Origin of the sequence: Roseivirga sp. (assembly GCF_034669765.1) — a bacterium.
In the GTDB taxonomy this organism is placed as follows: domain Bacteria; phylum Bacteroidota; class Bacteroidia; order Cytophagales; family Cyclobacteriaceae; genus Roseivirga.
In genome coordinates, this window is the sequence record NZ_JAXMOQ010000003.1 from 495,468 (window position 1) to 515,174 (window position 19,707).

14 protein-coding genes are annotated in these 19,707 nt (G+C 39.8%); 8 read left to right on the plus strand and 6 right to left on the minus strand.

The window, feature by feature from the left end; genetic code table 11:
• Positions 1-71: 71 nt before the first annotated feature.
• From ftsY to VOI17_RS08365, 5 genes are all read left to right on the plus strand, one after another.
• Positions 72-1,025 (plus strand): signal recognition particle-docking protein FtsY, encoded by a 954-nt coding sequence (ftsY, locus tag VOI17_RS08345; RefSeq protein WP_323756788.1) that lies wholly within the window; start codon positions 72-74, stop codon positions 1,023-1,025.
• Positions 1,026-1,204: 179 nt separating this feature from the next.
• Entirely contained in the window at positions 1,205-1,465 is a 261-nt protein-coding gene (locus tag VOI17_RS08350) for a hypothetical protein (protein WP_062300302.1), read from the plus strand.
• A gap of 50 nt (positions 1,466-1,515) precedes the next feature.
• Entirely contained in the window at positions 1,516-2,826 is a 1,311-nt protein-coding gene (gene rimO / locus VOI17_RS08355; RefSeq protein ID WP_323756789.1) for a 30S ribosomal protein S12 methylthiotransferase RimO, read from the plus strand.
• Positions 2,827-2,908: 82 nt separating this feature from the next.
• The gene (gene bshC, locus VOI17_RS08360; RefSeq protein WP_323756790.1) at positions 2,909-4,495 is read left to right on the plus strand and encodes a bacillithiol biosynthesis cysteine-adding enzyme BshC; all 1,587 of its coding nucleotides are present in this window, start codon (positions 2,909-2,911) and stop codon (positions 4,493-4,495) included.
• Positions 4,488-5,057, plus strand: a complete 570-nt coding sequence (locus VOI17_RS08365) for a 5-formyltetrahydrofolate cyclo-ligase (RefSeq protein ID WP_323756791.1) — start codon at positions 4,488-4,490, stop codon at positions 5,055-5,057. Before bshC ends, VOI17_RS08365 begins: the two co-directional genes overlap by 8 nt.
• A 62-nt stretch (positions 5,058-5,119) precedes the next feature.
• On the opposite strand, the gene VOI17_RS08370 is transcribed toward VOI17_RS08365, so the two are convergent.
• The 6 genes from VOI17_RS08370 to VOI17_RS08395 form a co-directional block, all read right to left on the minus strand.
• Positions 5,120-8,092, minus strand: coding sequence for a T9SS type A sorting domain-containing protein (locus tag VOI17_RS08370; RefSeq protein ID WP_323756792.1), 2,973 nt, complete (start codon positions 8,090-8,092; stop codon positions 5,120-5,122).
• 124 nt (positions 8,093-8,216) lie between these two features.
• Positions 8,217-12,518, minus strand: coding sequence for a hypothetical protein (locus VOI17_RS08375; protein ID WP_323756793.1), 4,302 nt, complete (start codon positions 12,516-12,518; stop codon positions 8,217-8,219).
• Between the two features lie 6 nt (positions 12,519-12,524).
• On the minus strand, positions 12,525-12,962 hold the full coding sequence (locus tag VOI17_RS08380; protein ID WP_323756794.1) for a hypothetical protein: 438 nt from the start codon (positions 12,960-12,962) through the stop codon (positions 12,525-12,527).
• An 80-nt stretch (positions 12,963-13,042) separates the two neighbouring features.
• Entirely contained in the window at positions 13,043-13,720 is a 678-nt protein-coding gene (gene mnmD, locus VOI17_RS08385; RefSeq protein ID WP_323756795.1) for a tRNA (5-methylaminomethyl-2-thiouridine)(34)-methyltransferase MnmD, read from the minus strand.
• Positions 13,721-14,197 carry a 2-C-methyl-D-erythritol 2,4-cyclodiphosphate synthase gene (ispF, locus tag VOI17_RS08390; protein WP_323756796.1) on the minus strand — a complete coding sequence of 159 codons (477 nt, stop codon included), beginning with the start codon at positions 14,195-14,197 and terminating at the stop codon, positions 13,721-13,723.
• On the minus strand, positions 14,194-15,438 hold the full coding sequence (locus VOI17_RS08395) for a pitrilysin family protein (protein WP_323756797.1): 1,245 nt from the start codon (positions 15,436-15,438) through the stop codon (positions 14,194-14,196). Before VOI17_RS08395 ends, ispF begins: the two co-directional genes overlap by 4 nt.
• Before the next feature lie 98 nt (positions 15,439-15,536).
• Between VOI17_RS08395 and VOI17_RS08400 the strand changes: the two genes are divergently transcribed.
• From VOI17_RS08400 to VOI17_RS08410, 3 genes are all read left to right on the plus strand, one after another.
• Positions 15,537-17,510 carry a dehydrogenase E1 component subunit alpha/beta gene (locus VOI17_RS08400; RefSeq protein ID WP_323756798.1) on the plus strand — a complete coding sequence of 658 codons (1,974 nt, stop codon included), beginning with the start codon at positions 15,537-15,539 and terminating at the stop codon, positions 17,508-17,510.
• Between the two features lie 5 nt (positions 17,511-17,515).
• A complete protein-coding gene (gene ytxJ / locus VOI17_RS08405; protein ID WP_323756799.1) occupies positions 17,516-17,884 on the plus strand; it encodes a bacillithiol system redox-active protein YtxJ in 369 nt (122 codons plus the stop codon).
• 418 nt (positions 17,885-18,302) lie between these two features.
• Positions 18,303-19,706: an AAA family ATPase gene (locus tag VOI17_RS08410; RefSeq protein WP_323756800.1), complete on the plus strand. Its 1,404-nt coding sequence runs from the start codon at positions 18,303-18,305 to the stop codon at positions 19,704-19,706.
• The last annotated feature ends 1 nt before the right edge of the window (position 19,707 follow it).

Genomic DNA, 19,707 nt, shown 5'->3' on the forward strand with positions numbered 1-19,707 from the left:
AATTGCACTTTTAATAAATATATCAAAGTCCCTCTTGAGGGACTTTTTTATTGCTAATTTAACGTACGATTATGGGCTTATTTGGAATCTTCTCTAAAGAAAAAAAAGAATCGCTCGACAAAGGGCTGGAAAAAACCAAAGATGGTTTCTTTTCCAAACTGAGTCGTGTCGTAGCCGGTAAATCCAAAGTTGATGATGAAATACTCGATGAGTTAGAAGAGATTCTAATTACATCTGATGTTGGGGTTGAAACCACCATCAAAATTATTCAGCGTATTGAGGCGCGTGTCGCCAAAGACAAATACCTCAATACAACGGAACTCGATAGAATTCTTCGAGAAGAAATTGCAGAACTCCTTTCTGAAAACAATTCTGAAGACCTTACAGAGTTCACGCTCCCAACTACTCATAAGCCCCACATCATTTTGGTGGTGGGCGTAAATGGAGTAGGAAAAACCACTACCATTGGAAAGTTGGCTGCCCAGTTCAAGAAACAAGGAAAATCCGTTGTTTTAGGTGCTGCCGATACGTTTAGGGCCGCTGCTGTAGATCAATTGAAGCTTTGGGGAGAACGAATCGATGTTCCGGTTGTAGCACACGGCATGAACACCGATCCTTCTGCTGTAGCTTTTGATGCAGTAAAAAAAGGAGTTGAGATGGGGGCTGATCTCATTATCGTTGACACTGCAGGAAGACTACACACCAAAGTGAACTTGATGAACGAGCTGATTAAAATCAAGCGAGTGATGCAGAAGTTCATGCCAGAAGCTCCTCATGAAATTTTATTGGTACTTGACGGTTCTACTGGTCAAAATGCATTTATGCAGGCCAAAGAGTTTACCAAAGCTACCGAAGTAACAGCGTTGGCCATTACAAAACTTGATGGCACAGCCAAAGGTGGAGTAGTAATTGGTATTTCTGACCAGTTCAAAATTCCGGTGAAATATATCGGAGTTGGCGAAAAAGTTGGAGACCTCCAGGTATTCAATAAAGCCGAGTTTGTAGATTCGCTTTTCAAGAAGTAATCTGAACTCCCCCTCCCGTATTTCTGCGCTCGAAACCGAACATTTCACTGCCCTATAACGAGCACTAGTCAATCTATTACTTAATTAAAATACTGGTAATCAATATAATAACTTCTTGGCACTACCCTTGTTAAAATATAAGCGGATAGAAAACATTTGTTCATTAACGTACATAGATTATGGGAGCCATAGCCATTAACATTCCTCAAATCACTGGAGAACAAGACATTGAAGTCGAAGTAAGAATCAACGGTGAGAAAAAATCCTACAATTACAGAGTCGAAGTGTTCCACTGGGCCGACTGCGAAAACCCAAGTGAAGATCGAGTAGACTGCATTCGTCAGATATTAGGCAAATACGACCCTGACTGGGAGCTCTACCAAATTGGAATGCCAACTGACGAAGTTGTTCCAATTACCTTTAGGAAGAAGAGAAAATAAATTACCAAGCCTTTAGAATTCATTACCTTTGCGCATTAATGCAATAAGGAATGAAAACGAAGGGACTGAAGAAAGACAAGGTTAACATTGTAACGCTAGGTTGCTCAAAAAACTTAGTGGATTCAGAAGTGATGCTCACTCAATTGAGGGGTAACGGAATCAAAACAACTCACGAGTCTAAAAAAGACAATGCCAATATCATCATTGTAAACACTTGTGGCTTTATAGATAATGCCAAGCAAGAGTCAATCGATACCATTTTGCGTTATGCGGATGCCAAAGACGATGGTGAAATTGAAAAGCTTTACGTAACAGGCTGCCTTTCTCAACGCTATAAGGATGACCTTGAGGCTGAAATTCCTCAGGTAGACGCCTTCTTCGGCACTATGGAACTACCTGCGCTTCTCAAAAAATTTAAAGCAGATTACAAACACGAATTGGTGGGAGAAAGAATCATCACCACTTCAAATCATTATGCTTATTTAAAAATATCGGAAGGCTGCGACAGACCATGCTCCTTCTGCGCCATTCCTTTAATGCGTGGTGGACATAAGTCTCGCCCTATTGAAGAATTGGTTTTGGAAGCAAAAAACTTAGCCAGAAACGGCACAAAAGAATTGCTGCTTATTGCTCAAGATTCCACCTACTACGGTTTAGATATTTACAAAAAACGAAATCTTGCTGAATTGCTTGAACGTCTTTCTGATGTTGAAGGCATTGAATGGATCCGTTTACACTACGCCTTCCCTACTGGCTTCCCAATGGATGCGCTAAAGGTAATGGCAGAGCGCGACAACATTTGTAGCTACATAGACATCCCACTTCAACACGGTTCTACCAAAATGTTGAAATTGATGCGTAGAGGTACAACCCGTGAAAAAACTGAAGCGCTGATTGAAGAAATCAGAGCTAAAGTTCCGGGTATCGCCATTCGAACTACTTTGATTGCTGGCCACCCTGGCGAAACTGAAGAAGACTTCAATGACATGGTCGATTTCGTGAAGAAAATGCGTTTCGATCGATTGGGTATTTTCAACTATTCGCATGAAGAAAACACTCATGCTTATTCTTATGTTGACGATGTACCCGATGAAGTGAAACAAGAAAGGGCCAATATCGTAATGGGCATACAGGAAGAAATTTCCAACGAAATCAACCAAGAGAAAATTGGCAGGACTTTCAAAACGCTAATCGATAGAAAAGAAAGCGGAAACTACTACGGAAGAACGGAACACGATTCACCAGAAGTAGATAACGAAGTAATCATCGATGCTAAAAAACATCACTTAAGAATTGGCGATTTCGCGAATATTAAAATCACAGATGCTACAGAATTCGATCTTTATGGTGAACCAGTTTAAGCACTTTTCATGTTTATGCTGCATTAGGTTGAATTGCTGTCAAGGCTGATCTAACAAATAAAACCCTTTGTAACCAACGACTATGGCTGTTTCGGAACTATCACAAGTACTATTGAGCAAAATACCTTTCAATAAAACGAACAGCTTTTCAAGGTCATTTTTGGATTACATCGGAGGAAAAGAAGCTTTAACAGACTTCTACAATCGTTTGCCAAGCATTGAAAATTTCAAGCTTCAGATTGAAGAAAAACACTTCAGTAATGAAAACCGAGTGGTTCTATCAGAAGTGCTGAAAAAGCAATATGATGGTTTTGAGTTAAGCGAAGCCACAGCGCAAAACATTGAGCTTCTAAAAGCTGGAACCACTTTTACAGTCACTACAGGTCATCAGTTAAACATATTTACGGGTCCGCTTTATTTCATTTATAAAATTGTAACGGTAATCAATGCTTGCAAAGCGTTGAAGAAGCAATACCCGGACTACGATTTCGTGCCTGTTTATTGGATGGCTTCGGAAGATCATGATTTTGAAGAAATCAGTTACTTCCGTTTTAATGGCAAAAAATTCAGTTGGAAAACTGATCAGACTGGAGCCGTTGGACGGTTTGATCCAAAATCACTTAAGCCGATTTTTGACGAGATCATTAGTCTGCCTGAATTTTTCAAAGAGGCTTATTTAAAGAAAAATACGCTGGCCGAAGCAGGTAGACATTATGTAAATGCACTTTTTGGTAATGAAGGTTTAGTAGTAGTTGATGCCGACAACGCTAATCTTAAAAACATCCTCAAGCCTGTTATGTTTGACGATATCTTCAAGCATTCTGCGAATGACTGCGTTACCGAAACTTCGGCACAGTTAGATAAAGCAGGTTATAAAACACAGGTATTTCCAAGAGAGATCAACTTCTTCTATTTAAAGGAACATGTACGCTCACGTCTTGTAAAAGAAGATGGTAAATTTCATGTGCTGGATACCGAAATACGTTTTTCAGAAAGCGAATTACGGGAAGAGATAGAAAATCACCCTGACCGCTTTAGTCCAAATGTGGTATTAAGACCACTATATCAAGAAATGATTTTGCCGAATTTGGCTTATGTGGGTGGCCCATCTGAATTGGTGTATTGGCTTCAATTGAAAGAGGTATTCACTCATTTTGAAACACCTTTCCCGATGCTAATGCCTCGAAATTTCGCGGGTGTGGTTACTCCAAACATTCAGCGTAAAATTGAAAAATCAGGACTGAGCTTTGAAGATATTTTCAAACCAGAAGAAATCTTAACTCAAGAAAAAGTAAAAGAGAATACGGTAAATCAACTGAGCTTAAATAAAGAGTTAGATCAGTTGAAATCCATTTTTTCAGACATTTTGAAAGTCGCCAAACCCATTGATGTTACGCTCGAAAAGTTAGTGGCAGCTGAGCGTAAAAGAGCAGAGAATTCCATCAATAAAATTGAGAAGAAACTACTGAAAGCAGAAAAGCGAAATCACGAGGTTTTGGTGAATCGTATTTCGGCCATTAAGGAAAGTCTGTTTCCCGGTGGAAGCCCTCAAGAGCGAAAAGACAACTTCTTAAACTTCTATCTGAGCGACCCCGCTTTTATTCAGAATTGCCTGAACAACTTAGATGCCTTCGATTACAAGTTTCATTTAATTTCCGCTCATGACTAAAAAGGTGCTCAGAGAAGTGTTTTTAGACAAGCGTAAAACTCTTACGCATGAAGAACTTGCACTCCGATCGGCATTAGTTTGTGAACAAGCATTCAAGCTCATAACAGAACGCCAGTTTAAAAACATTCATATGTACCTCCCGCTCGCCAAGATGCGAGAAGTAATCACCACCCCACTTTTTAAAAAGCTGATTGGAACATCAGAACATCAAGTTGTGCTACCTAGGGTAAACACGAAAACAAAGACCCTTGAACATATCGCCTACGATTCCACCACCAAACTTATGGTCAGCAACTTTGGAGTGACCGAGCCCCTAGGCGAGGAGCTCTTCAATATTAATCACCTAGACGTGGTGTTTGTCCCACTCATAAGCTTTGATAGAAAAGGATTTAGAATCGGCTATGGTGGTGGTTATTACGACAAGTTCCTCGCACAAGCCGGAGACAAATTAATCAAGGTAGGCTTGGCGATTACACCTCCACTGGACCATATCCCCTATTCTCAACCGTATGACATTCCGCTTGATTTCTGCATTACTCATCATAAAATCTATTCGTTCTAAAACATAAAAACGGCTGCGATTTAAAAATCACAGCCGTTTCAATATTCTCTTTTAAAGCTCCCTTAGTTCGATTGCTTCAATAGTTTAATTATATCTCTACGTTTGTCATTATTGACATTCAGAATATAAAGCCCATCAGGCATTGTACTCAAATTCACTCGAAATCTCTCTTCTGTATTATAAAATTCCTTCTTACCTGTGATTACTTGATTGCCATTGCTATTTACAATGGTATAATCAAAACCAGTAGCGTATGCCGCATCTAAATTCACGTTGAAGACTGCGTTGGACGGATTTGGGCTTACCTGAGCACTCACTTGAATTGGGTCGTCATCTATGCCCGCAACCACATCAAAATTGAAAGCAACTTCATTGGTAAATGCAACAGGCCCCAATTGGTCAGTGACCTCACATTTATAAGTGCCATTAGCGTTTACAATAAGCTCAGCTCCCGTTTGCCCAGATATTACTGAACCATCTTTAAACCACTTAAAACCAAAGCCCTGTCCTTGATTAAACGACTGGTTAGCTCTTAAAACCGCACTACTTTCGCCCGTCATTGAATAATTAATCTCTGGATTAAAGCCAGTATCATAATAACCCACAAACACCCCACTACCATGTGTAGCCGCAATCACTTTTCCATCAATAGGCCTTACCTTAACCATATTAACGATGCTATTGCCTATGATACTAGTAGCCTGCTGCGTCCACACTGTGCTATTTCCATTTAAACTACTTGTCATATATAAACCTGTAGAAGTACCCACAAACATCTTCTCTCCGGAAGTTCCATTTGGCAAAATCTCAATAGACCGAACCGATGGTCCATTCCCACTCCCGTTAGCATTTTCTTCAAGGTTACCAGAGATGGAAGACCAAGTCCCTCCTCCATCTTCTGACATCCAAACACTTATTACTCCATAATTTCCAAAGGTCACGAATACGCGATTGGCATTTCTTGGATCAACTGCAATACTAGTCACCGAAGCACCTTGAGGTAAGTTACTTGCCGATATATTTTCCACTGAAGTGATTTCCTTTGTGTTAGCTATTTTCTGAAGTCTTCCGGTGGTAGTTCCGAAGTAAAGCACCCCTTCTGGTTGAACAGAAGTGGCCAATGCAGCTACCGGTTGACTGGTAATCCCAGTACCACTAATTTCCTCCCATTCCCCCTTACCTGGGTTTTTTCTAACATCGTAGGTGTAATAAATTTTACCTTTAGCCGCTACATACATACGATCTTGATTGACCCTGTCTACAATGAACGGATTTATAAACAGGAATTCATCGCTGTCATCAGTTGGAGCAATATCCTCTGAAGCTTGATAAGTGTTGTCAACAAGCTCAAACCTTCCCATTTGGCCTTCTTGAGCTGAAGCATACAACGAATTATAACTTATTGCTGAATAGGCCCCATCACCACCATAGGCTTGTATCCATACACCTATTGGGTTATTCTGAAAAATTGCCCAAGTTCCGTTATCCTGCATTCCCCCTATGATTTGATTGTCACCACGATCATCGCGGTAAAGATCTACGGTATAAAACTGGCTAGTAACGTAACCATTATTGAGTGAAGTCCAAACCACAGTACTCGCTGTATTGTCATTTGTTATATGAACCCCACCGTCAGAACCCGAAAACATTTTTTTAGGATCAGAAGGCAAAAATGAAAGTGTATGAATATCTGGATGATGATTTTCATAAGGCCCCGCAGTTCCAGTACCGGTATAGCCACCAATGTGTTTTCTATCCGTTTCCAAAGTGAAACCATTTGGCGATCTTAAAAGGTTGGTTCCTCCAATAAATACAGTGTTTTGATTCCCAGGGTGAACAGCCACCTCTAAATTATACCCCCCTTGACCATCAAATCCTTCTACAGACTCACTGTTCACATTAATATTACCTGTAAGTGCAGTCCATGTAGAAGTACTCCTGTCGTATTTATAAAAGAAAGATTCTCCAAGTGCGTAAAAGAAATTACTATCATGCGGATCAAAAGCCAATTCAACCCTTCTGAATGTTGATGGCCATGCGGCTGGTAAGGTTATCGATGTCCAGCTAATGCCATCCGAGGAAATAAATATGCCTTCTTCTGCATTCGAACCATTACTAGACTTGTTAGGTATACTTGCAATTATTGTTCCGTCACTTGCTATCGCAATGTCTGCCGAGTTACCAACTCCTGTATTTGAAAGTCCTAATACTGTGGTAACACTTTGAAAATCGTTTACCGTTCTATATATCTTACTTAATCCTGCGACATAAAGTTCTGTTTCTGTTTGGTTTGAGTAGTCAATCGCCAGCTTATTCACCAAACTAAATTTCCCCAAACTCGAAACTGAGTTGATTGCTGTTCCAGAAATCAAACTCCATGAAACACCTCCATTTGTAGATTTGTAAATACCATCTCCCAAATAGAATGCACCCGTTTCGGAAACAGAGTTACCGATATTCTCACCTGTTGCGTAATACCAATTCGCTGTTTTACCAGTTCTTATGTCCTGAACAATTGTTGTCACTGATGGTATTTGATCGAAATTCGTAGTGCGTGTCCATGAAGTGCCTTGATCTGTACTTCTCCAAACCCCACCTGAAATCCCCCCGGCAAGAAGGATATTCTCATCCGATACATCAATAGCAAGGGCTCTAGTTCTACCTCCAATATTAAAGGGCCCAAAATTCACAAAAGGAGATGCGTTGGTTTGCGAAATACCTGCAGCAGAAGACCTGATATTATTTCTATCAGTTTCATTTAAAGCTCGAACATATGATAATTCTTTATGACGAATGTCAAAGGGAATCTTTCCAGTTGAAGGATCCTTTAACATGTCCATTTCGTATTCAAGCCTTTTTTGAGGATTTTCTGATTCAGCTTCTGCTTCTTCATTTGAATCTTCCGCTTGAGCAATCACGAACTTTGGCTCAGTATTTACATTGAATAACCTTGACGATTGATACTCGAAGTAGATTAAAAACAGCACTACAAACGCTCCAACAACTCCCAAGTTTCGCAATCTAATCTTATTCATATAAGTGTAGTCTAAGGTATTTCTGCTTTCATCTACGTTTATAAGTATACCGTTGGATTATTATTTTTCTCCAAATGGCATAGCTTTCCTAAACGGATTTTCAGATGAACATTAAAGATATATTTTATTGTTGTTGTTTTAACAATTTTGCTTGAATAAAACCGTAATGAGTCTCCATTCTTAACACATATACACCGTTTGCCACAGTACTTAAGTCAAGCTTTATTATGTTATCCATGAAATAACTGACCACTTTTCCATTTAAAACCTCTACTCCTTGGCTGTCAGTAACTATATAATTTAAACCCAAAGGGATATCTGCATTCAATCTAATTCTAAAAACACCTGAAGACGGATTCTCCTCTACTGTAATTGTCAAATCGATCATCAACGGATCATCATCTATTCCAGTAATGATATTTTCTACAGTGTAGGTTTCGTCCAAAGTGAATGTTCCATTAAATCGATTACCTTCGGCATTTTCAATGTTATGAGAAGATTTAATATCTAAATCTATCAGCCCATCAGACTCAATCTGCTCAACAATTACCAAGTAACTAGTATTAGAGACACTAGAGAATATGCCTTGAATCACTGCATCCGCTGAGACTGATGAAAGTTCGAAGTCGCTTAAATCCACATTTGTCACTCCTTCTGAAAATGTGATTTCAAAGGTTACTTCCGTAAGGTTAGTGTTTTCCGTTAAAGGGGATTGTCTTTCAATACTGGCACTGGGCCCTGCTGAAAAATCAACCGTAAAGGTTTCCTCTAGCGTAAGCCCACCCGTAAACACATTTCCTCCATTATTTTCAATTCCTGTATTATTGATGAAGTCAAGGTCGATTAAACCTTCGGTTGAAAATCCATTCACCTTAATAAAGTATTTACTTGGCGAACCCTCTGTGATTTCCGACACTGTAGCCAAAATACTCCCTGAGCTCAATTCAAAATCTGCAATATCAACATTGGTTACATCTTCAGAAAACTCAACCACAAAAAGCACATCCGGACGATTGATTGATGATACGGTTGGTGCATTACGCTTAATTGTAGCGGTTGGTGCCAAGGCAGCGTTGATTATATAGCTTTCTTCCGAAATAAGGTTAGTGTCAAAAACATTGTCAGACATATCCTTAATATCCGTACTAGATTTAAAATCAAGATTCACTGGTCCATTTGTGGAGTAGCCAGTAACAAATACCAAATAGCCTGAAGATGAACTAGAGCTTACACGCTCGATGTTCCCTGAGATTGACGTTGAAGACAGTTCAAAATCTTCTACCCCTACATTTTTAACGGCTTCGTTGAAATCAACAGCAAATGCGACCTCCGCTCTGTTCGTTTCTTCAGAAGTGGGTTGTGATCTTGATATACTAGCCTTAGGCCCTGTTAAATCAACAATAATATAAGTCTCTTCACTTAATATGGATCCACCAAAAGCATTCTTGAATAGATCCATAATCCCAGATTCTAATTTAATATTCAAGTCTAGTAAGCCTGCTCCACTAATATTGTCCACCTGAACATTGAATACCGTAGAGGAAACAGACGAAACTGAAGCAATGTTACCTGATGCTGCTCCAGCGAGTTCAAATGAGCTAGTAGTGAGTCCTTGAACAGGTTCATCAAAAGTAAGCTGAAAACTAACCTCGATAGCCTCAACCTGCTCTTGCGTTGGGTTTAGCCTAACAATAGAGCTTACAACAGGTGCTGTTTTATCTAATTTTAGATTAATAGCATTGGAAACTTCCACTGGCCCTAATTGATCTGTAACCCTCAGTTTATAAATACCAGGCTCTGAAACCAATAATTCTGAACTGGTTGCTCCAGAAATATCTTTGTCGTCTTTAATCCATTGATATGAAAAACCAGCGCCTGTTGTAAATGAAATGGGGCCTCTGAGAGTCGCCTCTTGTGTTGCATAATTGATTGAATAGTTGATGTTTGGAGCAAAAGCTACATCATAACCGGCCTGAAAAACACCATTACCATGTGTAGCCGCCACTACTTGCCCTTCAACAGGCCTGACTTTAATCATGCTGACAATTGAGTTCCCTATAACACTAGAGGCCTCCTGTATCCAAACGGTGTTATCACCATCCAAAACGGAAGTTTTATAAAGCCCTAAAGATGTCCCTGCAAAGTAAATGGGAGAGGCTCCATTTGGCAATATTTCTATATAGCGTACCGAAGGGCCACTCCCCGATCCATTAGTGTTTTCTTCGAGATTTCCTGAAATAGAGCCCCATGTTTGCCCGCCATCTTCACTCATCCAAACACTCACAATTCCGTAGTTTCCGTAAGTGGCAAATACTCGATTTGCATCCGCTGGATCAACAGTTAAACTGGTGATAGTTCCTCCTGGCATATTGCTTCCCGTAATCTCCTTAGGAGTAGGGTCGCTATTTACGTCAGCCACTTTAAATATTTTTCCGTTGCGTGTTCCGAAATAAAGTACTCCTTCAGGCTCAATAGAAGCGCTAAGAGCTGACACAAAATCATTTATTCTTGCCGCACCCATTGAGATTTTAATCCACTCGCCAACCCCAGGATTCTCACGAATATCGTTGGTGTAAAACACTCCACCCTTTGCCCCAACATACATTTGGTCTTGGTTCACAGGATCATAAATAAACGGGTTGACGAACAAAAAGTCAGCATCATCTTTACTCGGAGAGATATCTCCTTTATATTCATAGGTATTGCTTTCAGTATTGACCTCAAACCTCCTTAATTGACCCTCTTGGGCAGAAACATACAATGAATTATAGGTGATCGCATTATATGAACCGTCTCCACCAAAAATTTCAACCCAATCAGTGTTGGCTATGTTTTCATTTGCACCCCAAGTTCCGTTATCCTGCATTCCAGCAATCAAAAGTTCATCTCCTCTATTAAATCGGTAATAGTCAATAGCATAAATCTGTGTGGTGAGGTAACCATTGTTCAGGGACTGCCAAACTACCGGACTACTCGAGCCAGCAACAGCATTATCAAGTGTTACATGAACTCCCCCATCTGATCCTGAAAGCATTTTATTTGGGTCTGACGGATAGAAGACTAAGGCATGAATATCTGGGTGATGGTTATTGTATTTGGGGAAGCTCTCTGAATTATTATCCTCTCTATACCCACCTATATTAACTCGATCAAAACTGTTAGTAAAGGCCGAGGTACTTCGCAAAAGGTTTGTTCCCCCAATAAAAATAGTGTCTGAACTTGAAGGATGAACCTTCATGATTAAATTATAACCTCCTTGAGTGTTATGCCCTTGTCCAGAATCCGTAGAAATACCTAGATTACCAGTCAGTGTAACCCATTCACCAGTACTGATGGTATGTTTAAGTAAAAAACTAGAACCTACAGCATAAAACACGTCTTCGTTTTGAGGGTCAAATGTGACTTCAATTCTTTCATATGAATTTGGTAAACCTGAAGACGGGTTAATATTAACCCAAGTCAAGCCATCGTCAGACTTGTAAATTCCTTCCTGGGCATTTTGTCCGTTATTTACATTATTGGCAATCGCTGCTATTAAAACGCCATTACTGGATATAGTCACATCACTATAGGAAAAGCCAGTATTATTAGCGCCCAACACAGTAGTATAAGTGGCAAAATCATCAGTGGTTCTCACAATATTACCAAGTCTAGCAGCATACATTTCACGTACATCAGCATTAGAATTGTCAATTATTATTTCTCCTACCAAACCGAAATCACCTAGATTGGTATTGTTATTTTGAGTGGTAGTAGGTATTACCGCCCACGAAAGCCCCCCATCTATAGATTTAAAAATACCATCACCAAGATAAAATGCACCATTGGCAGAAGCTGAATTACCGAAAAGTTCACCTGCTGAGTAAAACCATGTACCTGTATTGCCTGTACGTTGATCTTGCACTAAAGCAGAAACTGCTGGCAACTGCATTACAGAAGACGTTCTTGCCCAAGTTTGTCCAGCATCTGCTGATCGCCAAACGCCTCCTGAAATACCCCCAGCCAAAATCACATTTTCATTTGAAATATCAATTGCCAGCGCACGGGTTCTTCCGCCAATATTATAGGGCCCTCGGCTTGCAAAAGAAGACGCTTGAGTTTGACTTGTACCACTTGCTTGCATCCGAATATTCAAATGTGAAATACTCTTCTGCGTCTTAGCAAAAAGAAGTTCCTTTTCTCTTATTCCCAAAGGTATTTTACCTGTTGTAGGATTGGCGAGCATCTCGTATTCAAATTGAAGTCGCTTGATTGGGTTCTCAAATTCAGCCTCGTTCTCCTTAATTTTGAGTGAATCGGGTACGGCTTCAAAGACTATTGTTCGGTGGTACTCCTTAATATGCCATTGACCGTCACTCTTAAAAATAAAGTAGGCGAGTAAAGAAAGTATTACCGTCAGGAATCCTGCCTTCCAGAGTGGTTTCATGGTTGCTTAGTTTTGAACCATTGTAGCGCTAAGCATTTCTTTCGTTTTAGTAATTGGGGTCAAAACATCAATTAACAGCTTATCACCTTTGCTAAATTGGACGTCTGCGGGGGTTTCAATACTTATCTTATCTCCAATTTCAGGCGCCACAGTAGCAAATGTAGCCCCGTATTTCACTATTTCCTCGACAACAAAAACGTAAGTATTACCACGATCGGAAGCACCTTTTACAGACTCTATCTCACCTTTTAGTCTAATTGCATCTTTAATCATATTAGAGGGGGCTACTTCCTTTACTCCTTCGGTATTCAGAGAAAATTCACGCGCCTCTTTCACAGTAAATTCAGGTGAATTCTTCTTTTCGGCAGATTTGCATCCTGCCAATAAAAATAAAACAACAAAAAGATTATAACTGAGTAGTTTGTATGGGTTTGATTTCATCATCAGGAATTAAAAACTGCTTCAATATACGATTTATCAAAATGCAACATGAACTTGAGTACAAATTTAAAGCCAGACAATCCTTAACGTTTCACGGCTCTTACCATTTCCTTTTTGCCCGGTGGGCCAGGAAGAGTCTCAACTGTTAGCCCAACGGTTTTTAAATCCCTTTTCAGTTGACCTTTGGCACAATAGGTGACAAAAACACCATTAACATCGAGCAATTCAGCTGTTTTTTCAATCACATCTAAATCCCACATTTCCGATTGTTTGCTTGGTGCAAAGGCATCGAAAAAGACGATATCGAAAAGTGAACTGGATTCGAAATTCTGAAGTTTAGCTTCGGTTTTCAGGATTGTGAAAAATTCATTTTGCTGAAAATTCTTTTCCCAAGCGACATTATGAAGTTCCAAAAATCGCTCCTTCACGGTTTTATCTTCGAAAAATTCGTGGTAGTTGAGGGCTTCGTATACTTCACTTTTTAAAGGATAAGGCTCTAAGCTGGTGTATTCAATTTTCACCTTATTTTTTGTGGCCCATTCTGAAGTAAGGATGGCATTTAAACCCGTACCGAAGCCAACTTCAAGCACCCTGATTTTATCCAAATCAAAATTTGCAATAAGAAAATCCAGCCCTTCTTTCAGAAACACATAACGCGACTCTTGCACCGCCCCATGAAATGAATGGTAGGTTTCGTTCAATTCGGCATGATACAGAGAATGCGAACCGTCTTCAGTGGTTATAATCTTAACTTCAGCCATCTACTTTTGAATCAGCACTGTGGCATAGGCTGCCACGCCTTCAGCTTTTCCTACGAAACCGAGTTTTTCCGTTGTGGTCGCTTTGATAGAAATATCTTCTTTCTCAATCCCCATTACTTCTGCAAGACAATTTTGCATTTCAGGAATGTGTGGATTTACTTTTGGTAACTCTAAACAAATAGTACTGTCAATATTTCCAATGGAAAAACCTTTGGCCTCTACAAGCGCTACTACTTCCTTCAGTAAAATTTTGCTATCAATCCCTTTAAACTTTGGATCCTTGTCCGAAAAATGAAAACCAATATCTCGTAGATTGGCCGCTCCTAAAAGCGCATCACAAATCACGTGAATCAGTACATCAGCATCAGAATGGCCGACTGCTCCATGCGTATGCGGCACCTTAATTCCGCCCAACCAAAAGTCTTTACCTTCTTCCAAACGGTGTACATCGTACCCAAAACCTACCCTGATTTTCATATTTCGTTTTTTGCTTTATATCTTAATACCGAAGCGTTTGTTTTCACCAGTATTTTATTGGCCTGCTCCTTAATATCTTCTACCGTAACGGCCTGAATTTTCTCGCCTTCATGATTCACTATATCTGGGTCGCCCAAAGTCCAAGCATGCGCCAAATTCATGGCACGGTTCAGTAACTCCACCTCCCCGAAAACAATAGTTGACTCTGCTTTGTTCTTCACCTTCTGCAAAGTGGCGGCTTCAATCGAAGTATTCTTAAATTCTTCAATCAAATCCCACACTGCCTTCTCAGCCTCAGCAAGCGAAACACCAGCACTCAATTGCCCATTAATTACGAGTAAACCTGGGTCGCTAGAACCCATTACATAAGCACCAATTGAACTAAAAAGTCTTTGTTTTTCTACCAACTGATCGTGCAGTAATGAAGATTTACCACGCCCTAAAATATCACTCAGTAAATCGGTTGCATAGTACTTTTCATCCGCTCGACCTTCCATATGAAAAGCTATATAGAGTGAGTCTGCTGGTACTGAGGCTTCTATTTCCAATTCCCTGTACTCCGTTTGGGCAGGCTCTTGAGGTAATTTTCGCTCGTTCGTTTCTCCTTTAGGAATTTCACCAAACCACTTTTCGCTCAGCCGCTTTACTTCTTCCAAAGAAGTATTTCCAGCCACCACTAAAACCGCATTATTTGGTTTGTAGAAACGATAGAAGAAATCTTTGACATCTTCCATAGTGGCCTTTTCGATGTGTTCAATTTCCTTTCCGATGGTTGCCCATTTGTAAGGATGCTCTTTATACACCAATGGTCTCAATTTCAACCAAGCATCGCCATAAGGTTGATTCAAATACCGCTGTTTAAATTCTTCGATCACCACAGAACGCTGCACTTCCAATACTTTTGGGTCAAAAGAAAGGCTAAGCATTCGATCAGACTCTAACCAAAATGCGGTTTCCATGTTTTCGGCTGGAAGCGTGATGTAGTAGTTTGTAATATCTGGACTTGTGAAGGCATTATTCTCGCCCCCAACTTTTTGTAAAGGCTCGTCATAATTGGGCACGTTTAGTGAACCGCCAAACATTAAATGCTCAAAAAGGTGAGCAAATCCAGTACAATGTTCTTCTTCATCTCTGGACCCCACATTGTAAAGCACGTTTACCACCACCATAGGCGAGGTAAGGTCTTCATGATAAATGACCTGAAGGCCGTTTTTTAACTCAAATCGTTCAAATTGGATCATATACAATTGGGTAGGCTGGCAAAAATAAAAATAATGCACATTAATTTCGGCAATTGAGGGTTTACTTTAATTTTGTTGCGCACTCCATGTGAACAATTATGATTTTTAAACGAGAAGGTTACTCCAAGCAAGAACTTTTAAACCTCTACGAGCAAATTCTTAGACCACGCATGATCGAAGAAAAAATGCTCATTCTACTTCGACAAGGAAGAATCACCAAATGGTTCTCTGGGATTGGACAAGAAGCGGTTTCTGTTGGAGCCGTGAATGCCATCGACCAAGAAGAATACATTCTTCCCATGCACCGAAACTTGGGTGTTTTTACGGGTAGAAATATTCCTTACAATCGTCTTTTCGCACAGTTTCAGGGTAAGTTAAGCGGCTTCACAAAAGGAAGAGACCGCTCCTTCCACTTCGGAACAAGGGAATTTAACATTGTAGGGATGATTTCGCATTTAGGCCCGCAAATGGCTTTGGCGGATGGAATTGCTTTAGCCGACAAACTTAAAGAAAGCAAAAAAGCCACTTTGGTGTTTACGGGGGATGGCGCTAGTTCAGAAGGTGATTTCCACGAAGCGCTTAACGTGGCTGCTGTTTGGGACTTGCCTGTAATTTTCGTGATTGAAAACAACGGTTATGGTCTATCCACTCCAAGTGAACAGCAGTTCAGGTTCAAGAATTTTGTAGATAAAGGCCCAGGATACGGCATTAAAGCGGTAAAAGTAGATGGTAATAATTTGCTTGAAGTACATTCTACCATAAAGCAATTGGCGGAAGAAATTAGAAAAGACCCTAAGCCAGTGATTGTGGAATGCATGACATTCAGGATGCGCGGGCACGAAGAAGCCAGCGGCACAAAATATGTCCCGAAAGCTTTGATGGAAGAATGGGCGAAAAAAGATCCTGTTGAAAATTATGAGTCCTTTTTAAAGAAGGAAAAAATACTGACCGCAAAAGCGGAAAAAGAAATCAGAGCCAAAATCAAAGCCGACATTGAAGAAGGTTTAGAATTGGCTTATGCAGAAGAATTACCTCCTGCCACTCAAATGGAAATTGACGATATGCATGCGCCATTTGTTCAGGAAGTAATTGAACCAAAAACCGATGCCACTTCTGAAAAGCGTTTTGTAGATGCTATTTCGGATGGTTTGAAGCAAAGCATGGAACGTTTCGACAACCTTGTGTTGATGGGGCAAGACATTGCCGAATATGGTGGTGTTTTCAAAATCACTGATGGCTTCTTAGATAAATTCGGAAGCGGAAGGGTGCGTAACACGCCTTTGTGTGAATCAGCCATTATTGGTACGGGGCTCGGCCTTTGCATTAATGGCTACAAAGCCATGGTAGAAATGCAGTTTGCCGATTTCGTTACTTGTGGTTTCAACCAAATTGTGAACAACCTCGCGAAAAGTCATTACCGCTGGGGGCAAAATGCCGATGTCGTGGTACGAATGCCGACCGGGGCTGGTGTTGGGGCTGGGCCATTCCACTCACAGTCCAACGAAGCCTGGTTCTTCCACACTCCTGGCTTGAAAATCGTTTACCCTTCTAACCCAAGAGATGCTAAAGGACTTTTGGCTGCGGCCATTGAAGACCCGAACCCTTACTTGTTCTTTGAACACAAAGTCATGTACCGTTCTGTAATCGAAAATATTCCGGATGATTACTATACTGTTGAAGTAGGGAAAGCTGCCATTGCTCAAGAAGGTGAAGACATCTCTATCATTACTTATGGTATGGGTGTGCACTGGGCGAAAGAATTGGCTGCTACTTCTGAGGCCTCAATTGAAATTATAGACTTAAGAACTTTACTGCCCTGGGACAAGGAAGCGGTGGAAGCTACGGTAAAGAAAACCAATAAGGTAATTGTATTGCACGAAGACACACTGACTGGTGGTGTTGGTGCCGAAATAGCCGCATGGATTGGCGAAAACTGTTTCCAATATTTGGATGCTCCAGTAGCAAGAATAGGCAGCTTGGATACCGCTGTTCCTTTCGGAAAACACTTAGAAGAGAACTTTTTACCAAAACAAAGACTTGTAGAGAAGTTGAATGACTTGATAAATTACTAAGCTTTATGTTTTGGAATAAAAAGAAGGAAGACACTGTTGAAGTGCCATGGAATAGATTGGAGCGTTTGGATCAGATTTCTGAAATAATTGAAGAGAGTAAAAACCAAACGGTGGTGATTTATAAGCACAGTACCCGTTGCAGCATTAGCAGCATGGCGCTGAACCGTTTGGAACGCAACTGGACAGCAGAGGGAAACCAATTGAAAGTTTATTACTTAGACTTGATTCAGTTTAGAGAAATCTCAAACGCTGTGGCTGAACAATTTCGCGTACAGCACGAATCACCACAAGCCATTGTCATCAAAAACGGGAAGGCTGTTCATAACAGTTCTCATATGTCTATTGACTATGATGCGATGTTGAAGTTGGTTTGATCTAACCGCAGAGAGCACGAAGAAACGCAAAGCATAAATCAAGATCGTCACTGCGAACGCTTACTCTTTAGCTTCAGCGTTGGCGCAGAAGCAGGCCATGCGTTAGCAATGGGCTGTAACGAAGCAGTCTCTAGCCAGCAGTCTTTGTCAATTGAGCGGGGAGATTGCTTCACGTACATTCATCCACTCCGATATACACTTTCAGGTTCGCAATGACGAAAAATTGATCTTCATTGCGTGGTGTCGCTATTTGAAACGAGAGCGAAAGAGCCCCTCCAATCAAGGCATTTTTCTAATTGTTTAAAACACTAACATCGTAATTAATTGCCAATTGTAGTATTTCAATTAATTTTAGCTATAATCGCAAGGTCTTTCAACTATTAGAAGTTTAAGCTTTAATTACAACTTAATAGAAAACATGAACCGAATTAATAGTTACAAAATCAAGAAGCTTTTCGGATACCAAAATGTCAATCTTTCATTCGAAAATAATATTTTGATTTTGATGGGGGAAAATGGCCTAGGTAAAACATCTATTCTCAACTCATTGTATTTTACCTTAACAAAAAAATGGAAAAAGCTCCAGAAAATTAACTTTGAAAGTATTGAAATTAAAATTGATAATATTCAGTTTAGTTTCACTCGAGAGCAACTGTCATGGTATATCGAAAATCAAGGAAACAAGAGGTTAAATAAATATAAAAACTTAAAATCTGAGCTCTTAAACACATTGGATTTTTCGGAATTAATCTCTTTCATAGAAGAACGATCCCAAAAAAAAATAGATCGACACAGGATTATTTACGAATATGTAAGGAAGAATAAGACTGCTCAAAATATTAATGCCCCGATAGGGCTAGTTATTGAAATAATAGATCGAATAACGCAGCAGCCAGACTTATCAAGCTTAGAAAATTTGGTTGACTATTTGGATAATACCCCAAACCCTATAAACATACTCTATTTCCCAACCTACAGACGAGTTGAAGAGGAATTGCATAACCTCGGTCGGTTAAAAGGGATTAGCCCACACGAAATTGCTAATGATTTTTGGGAGGAAGATGATGAAGAAAGTGATGACCTGGAGGAAGAAACCTTAATCCAGTTTGGAATGGAAGATGTTGTGCAAAGGATAAAAGACATAATATCGAGAATTAATGATTCATCAATAAAAGGGTTTGCGAAGGTTACCGGAGAGATGCTTCATCAACTTCAAGAGGGTTTTCCTAAGTTGTCAAAAGATGACATTCTAAATATTAATGGTAATAATATCGAAATTATACTCAATAGAGTTAAAAATAATCTCTCAGAAGCAGACCGGAATAATATTCTTGAATTGCTGCGAACACAGGAATTACAAAAGAAACAAGAACTAGCGTATTTTTTAATCAAACTAGAAGACATATATCTCCAACAACAGTCATTAGATAATTCGATTAAAAAATTTGAAAAGGTTTGTAATGAATACCTTGTTGGGAAGATGTTCTACTTTGATGAAAGTTCAGTAACATTAGTAATACAAAATAATATAACTGGCGAAAAAGTCGAACTCAATCAGCTTTCCTCCGGTGAGAAACAAATAGTCTCCCTATTTTCTAAGTTATATCTCGAAGATAAGTCCAACTTATTAGTATTTTTTGATGAACCTGAACTTTCTCTTTCCATTAAATGGCAAAAGCAATTACTACCGCACATTCTTGAAACTGAAAAATGCGATTTCTTACTTGCCGTAACACACTCGCCTTTTATCTTCAATAATTCTCTAGAAAATTTTGCCGTTGGAATGAACCTTTTTGTTGAGCAGTCAGAAGTCAATCATTAAA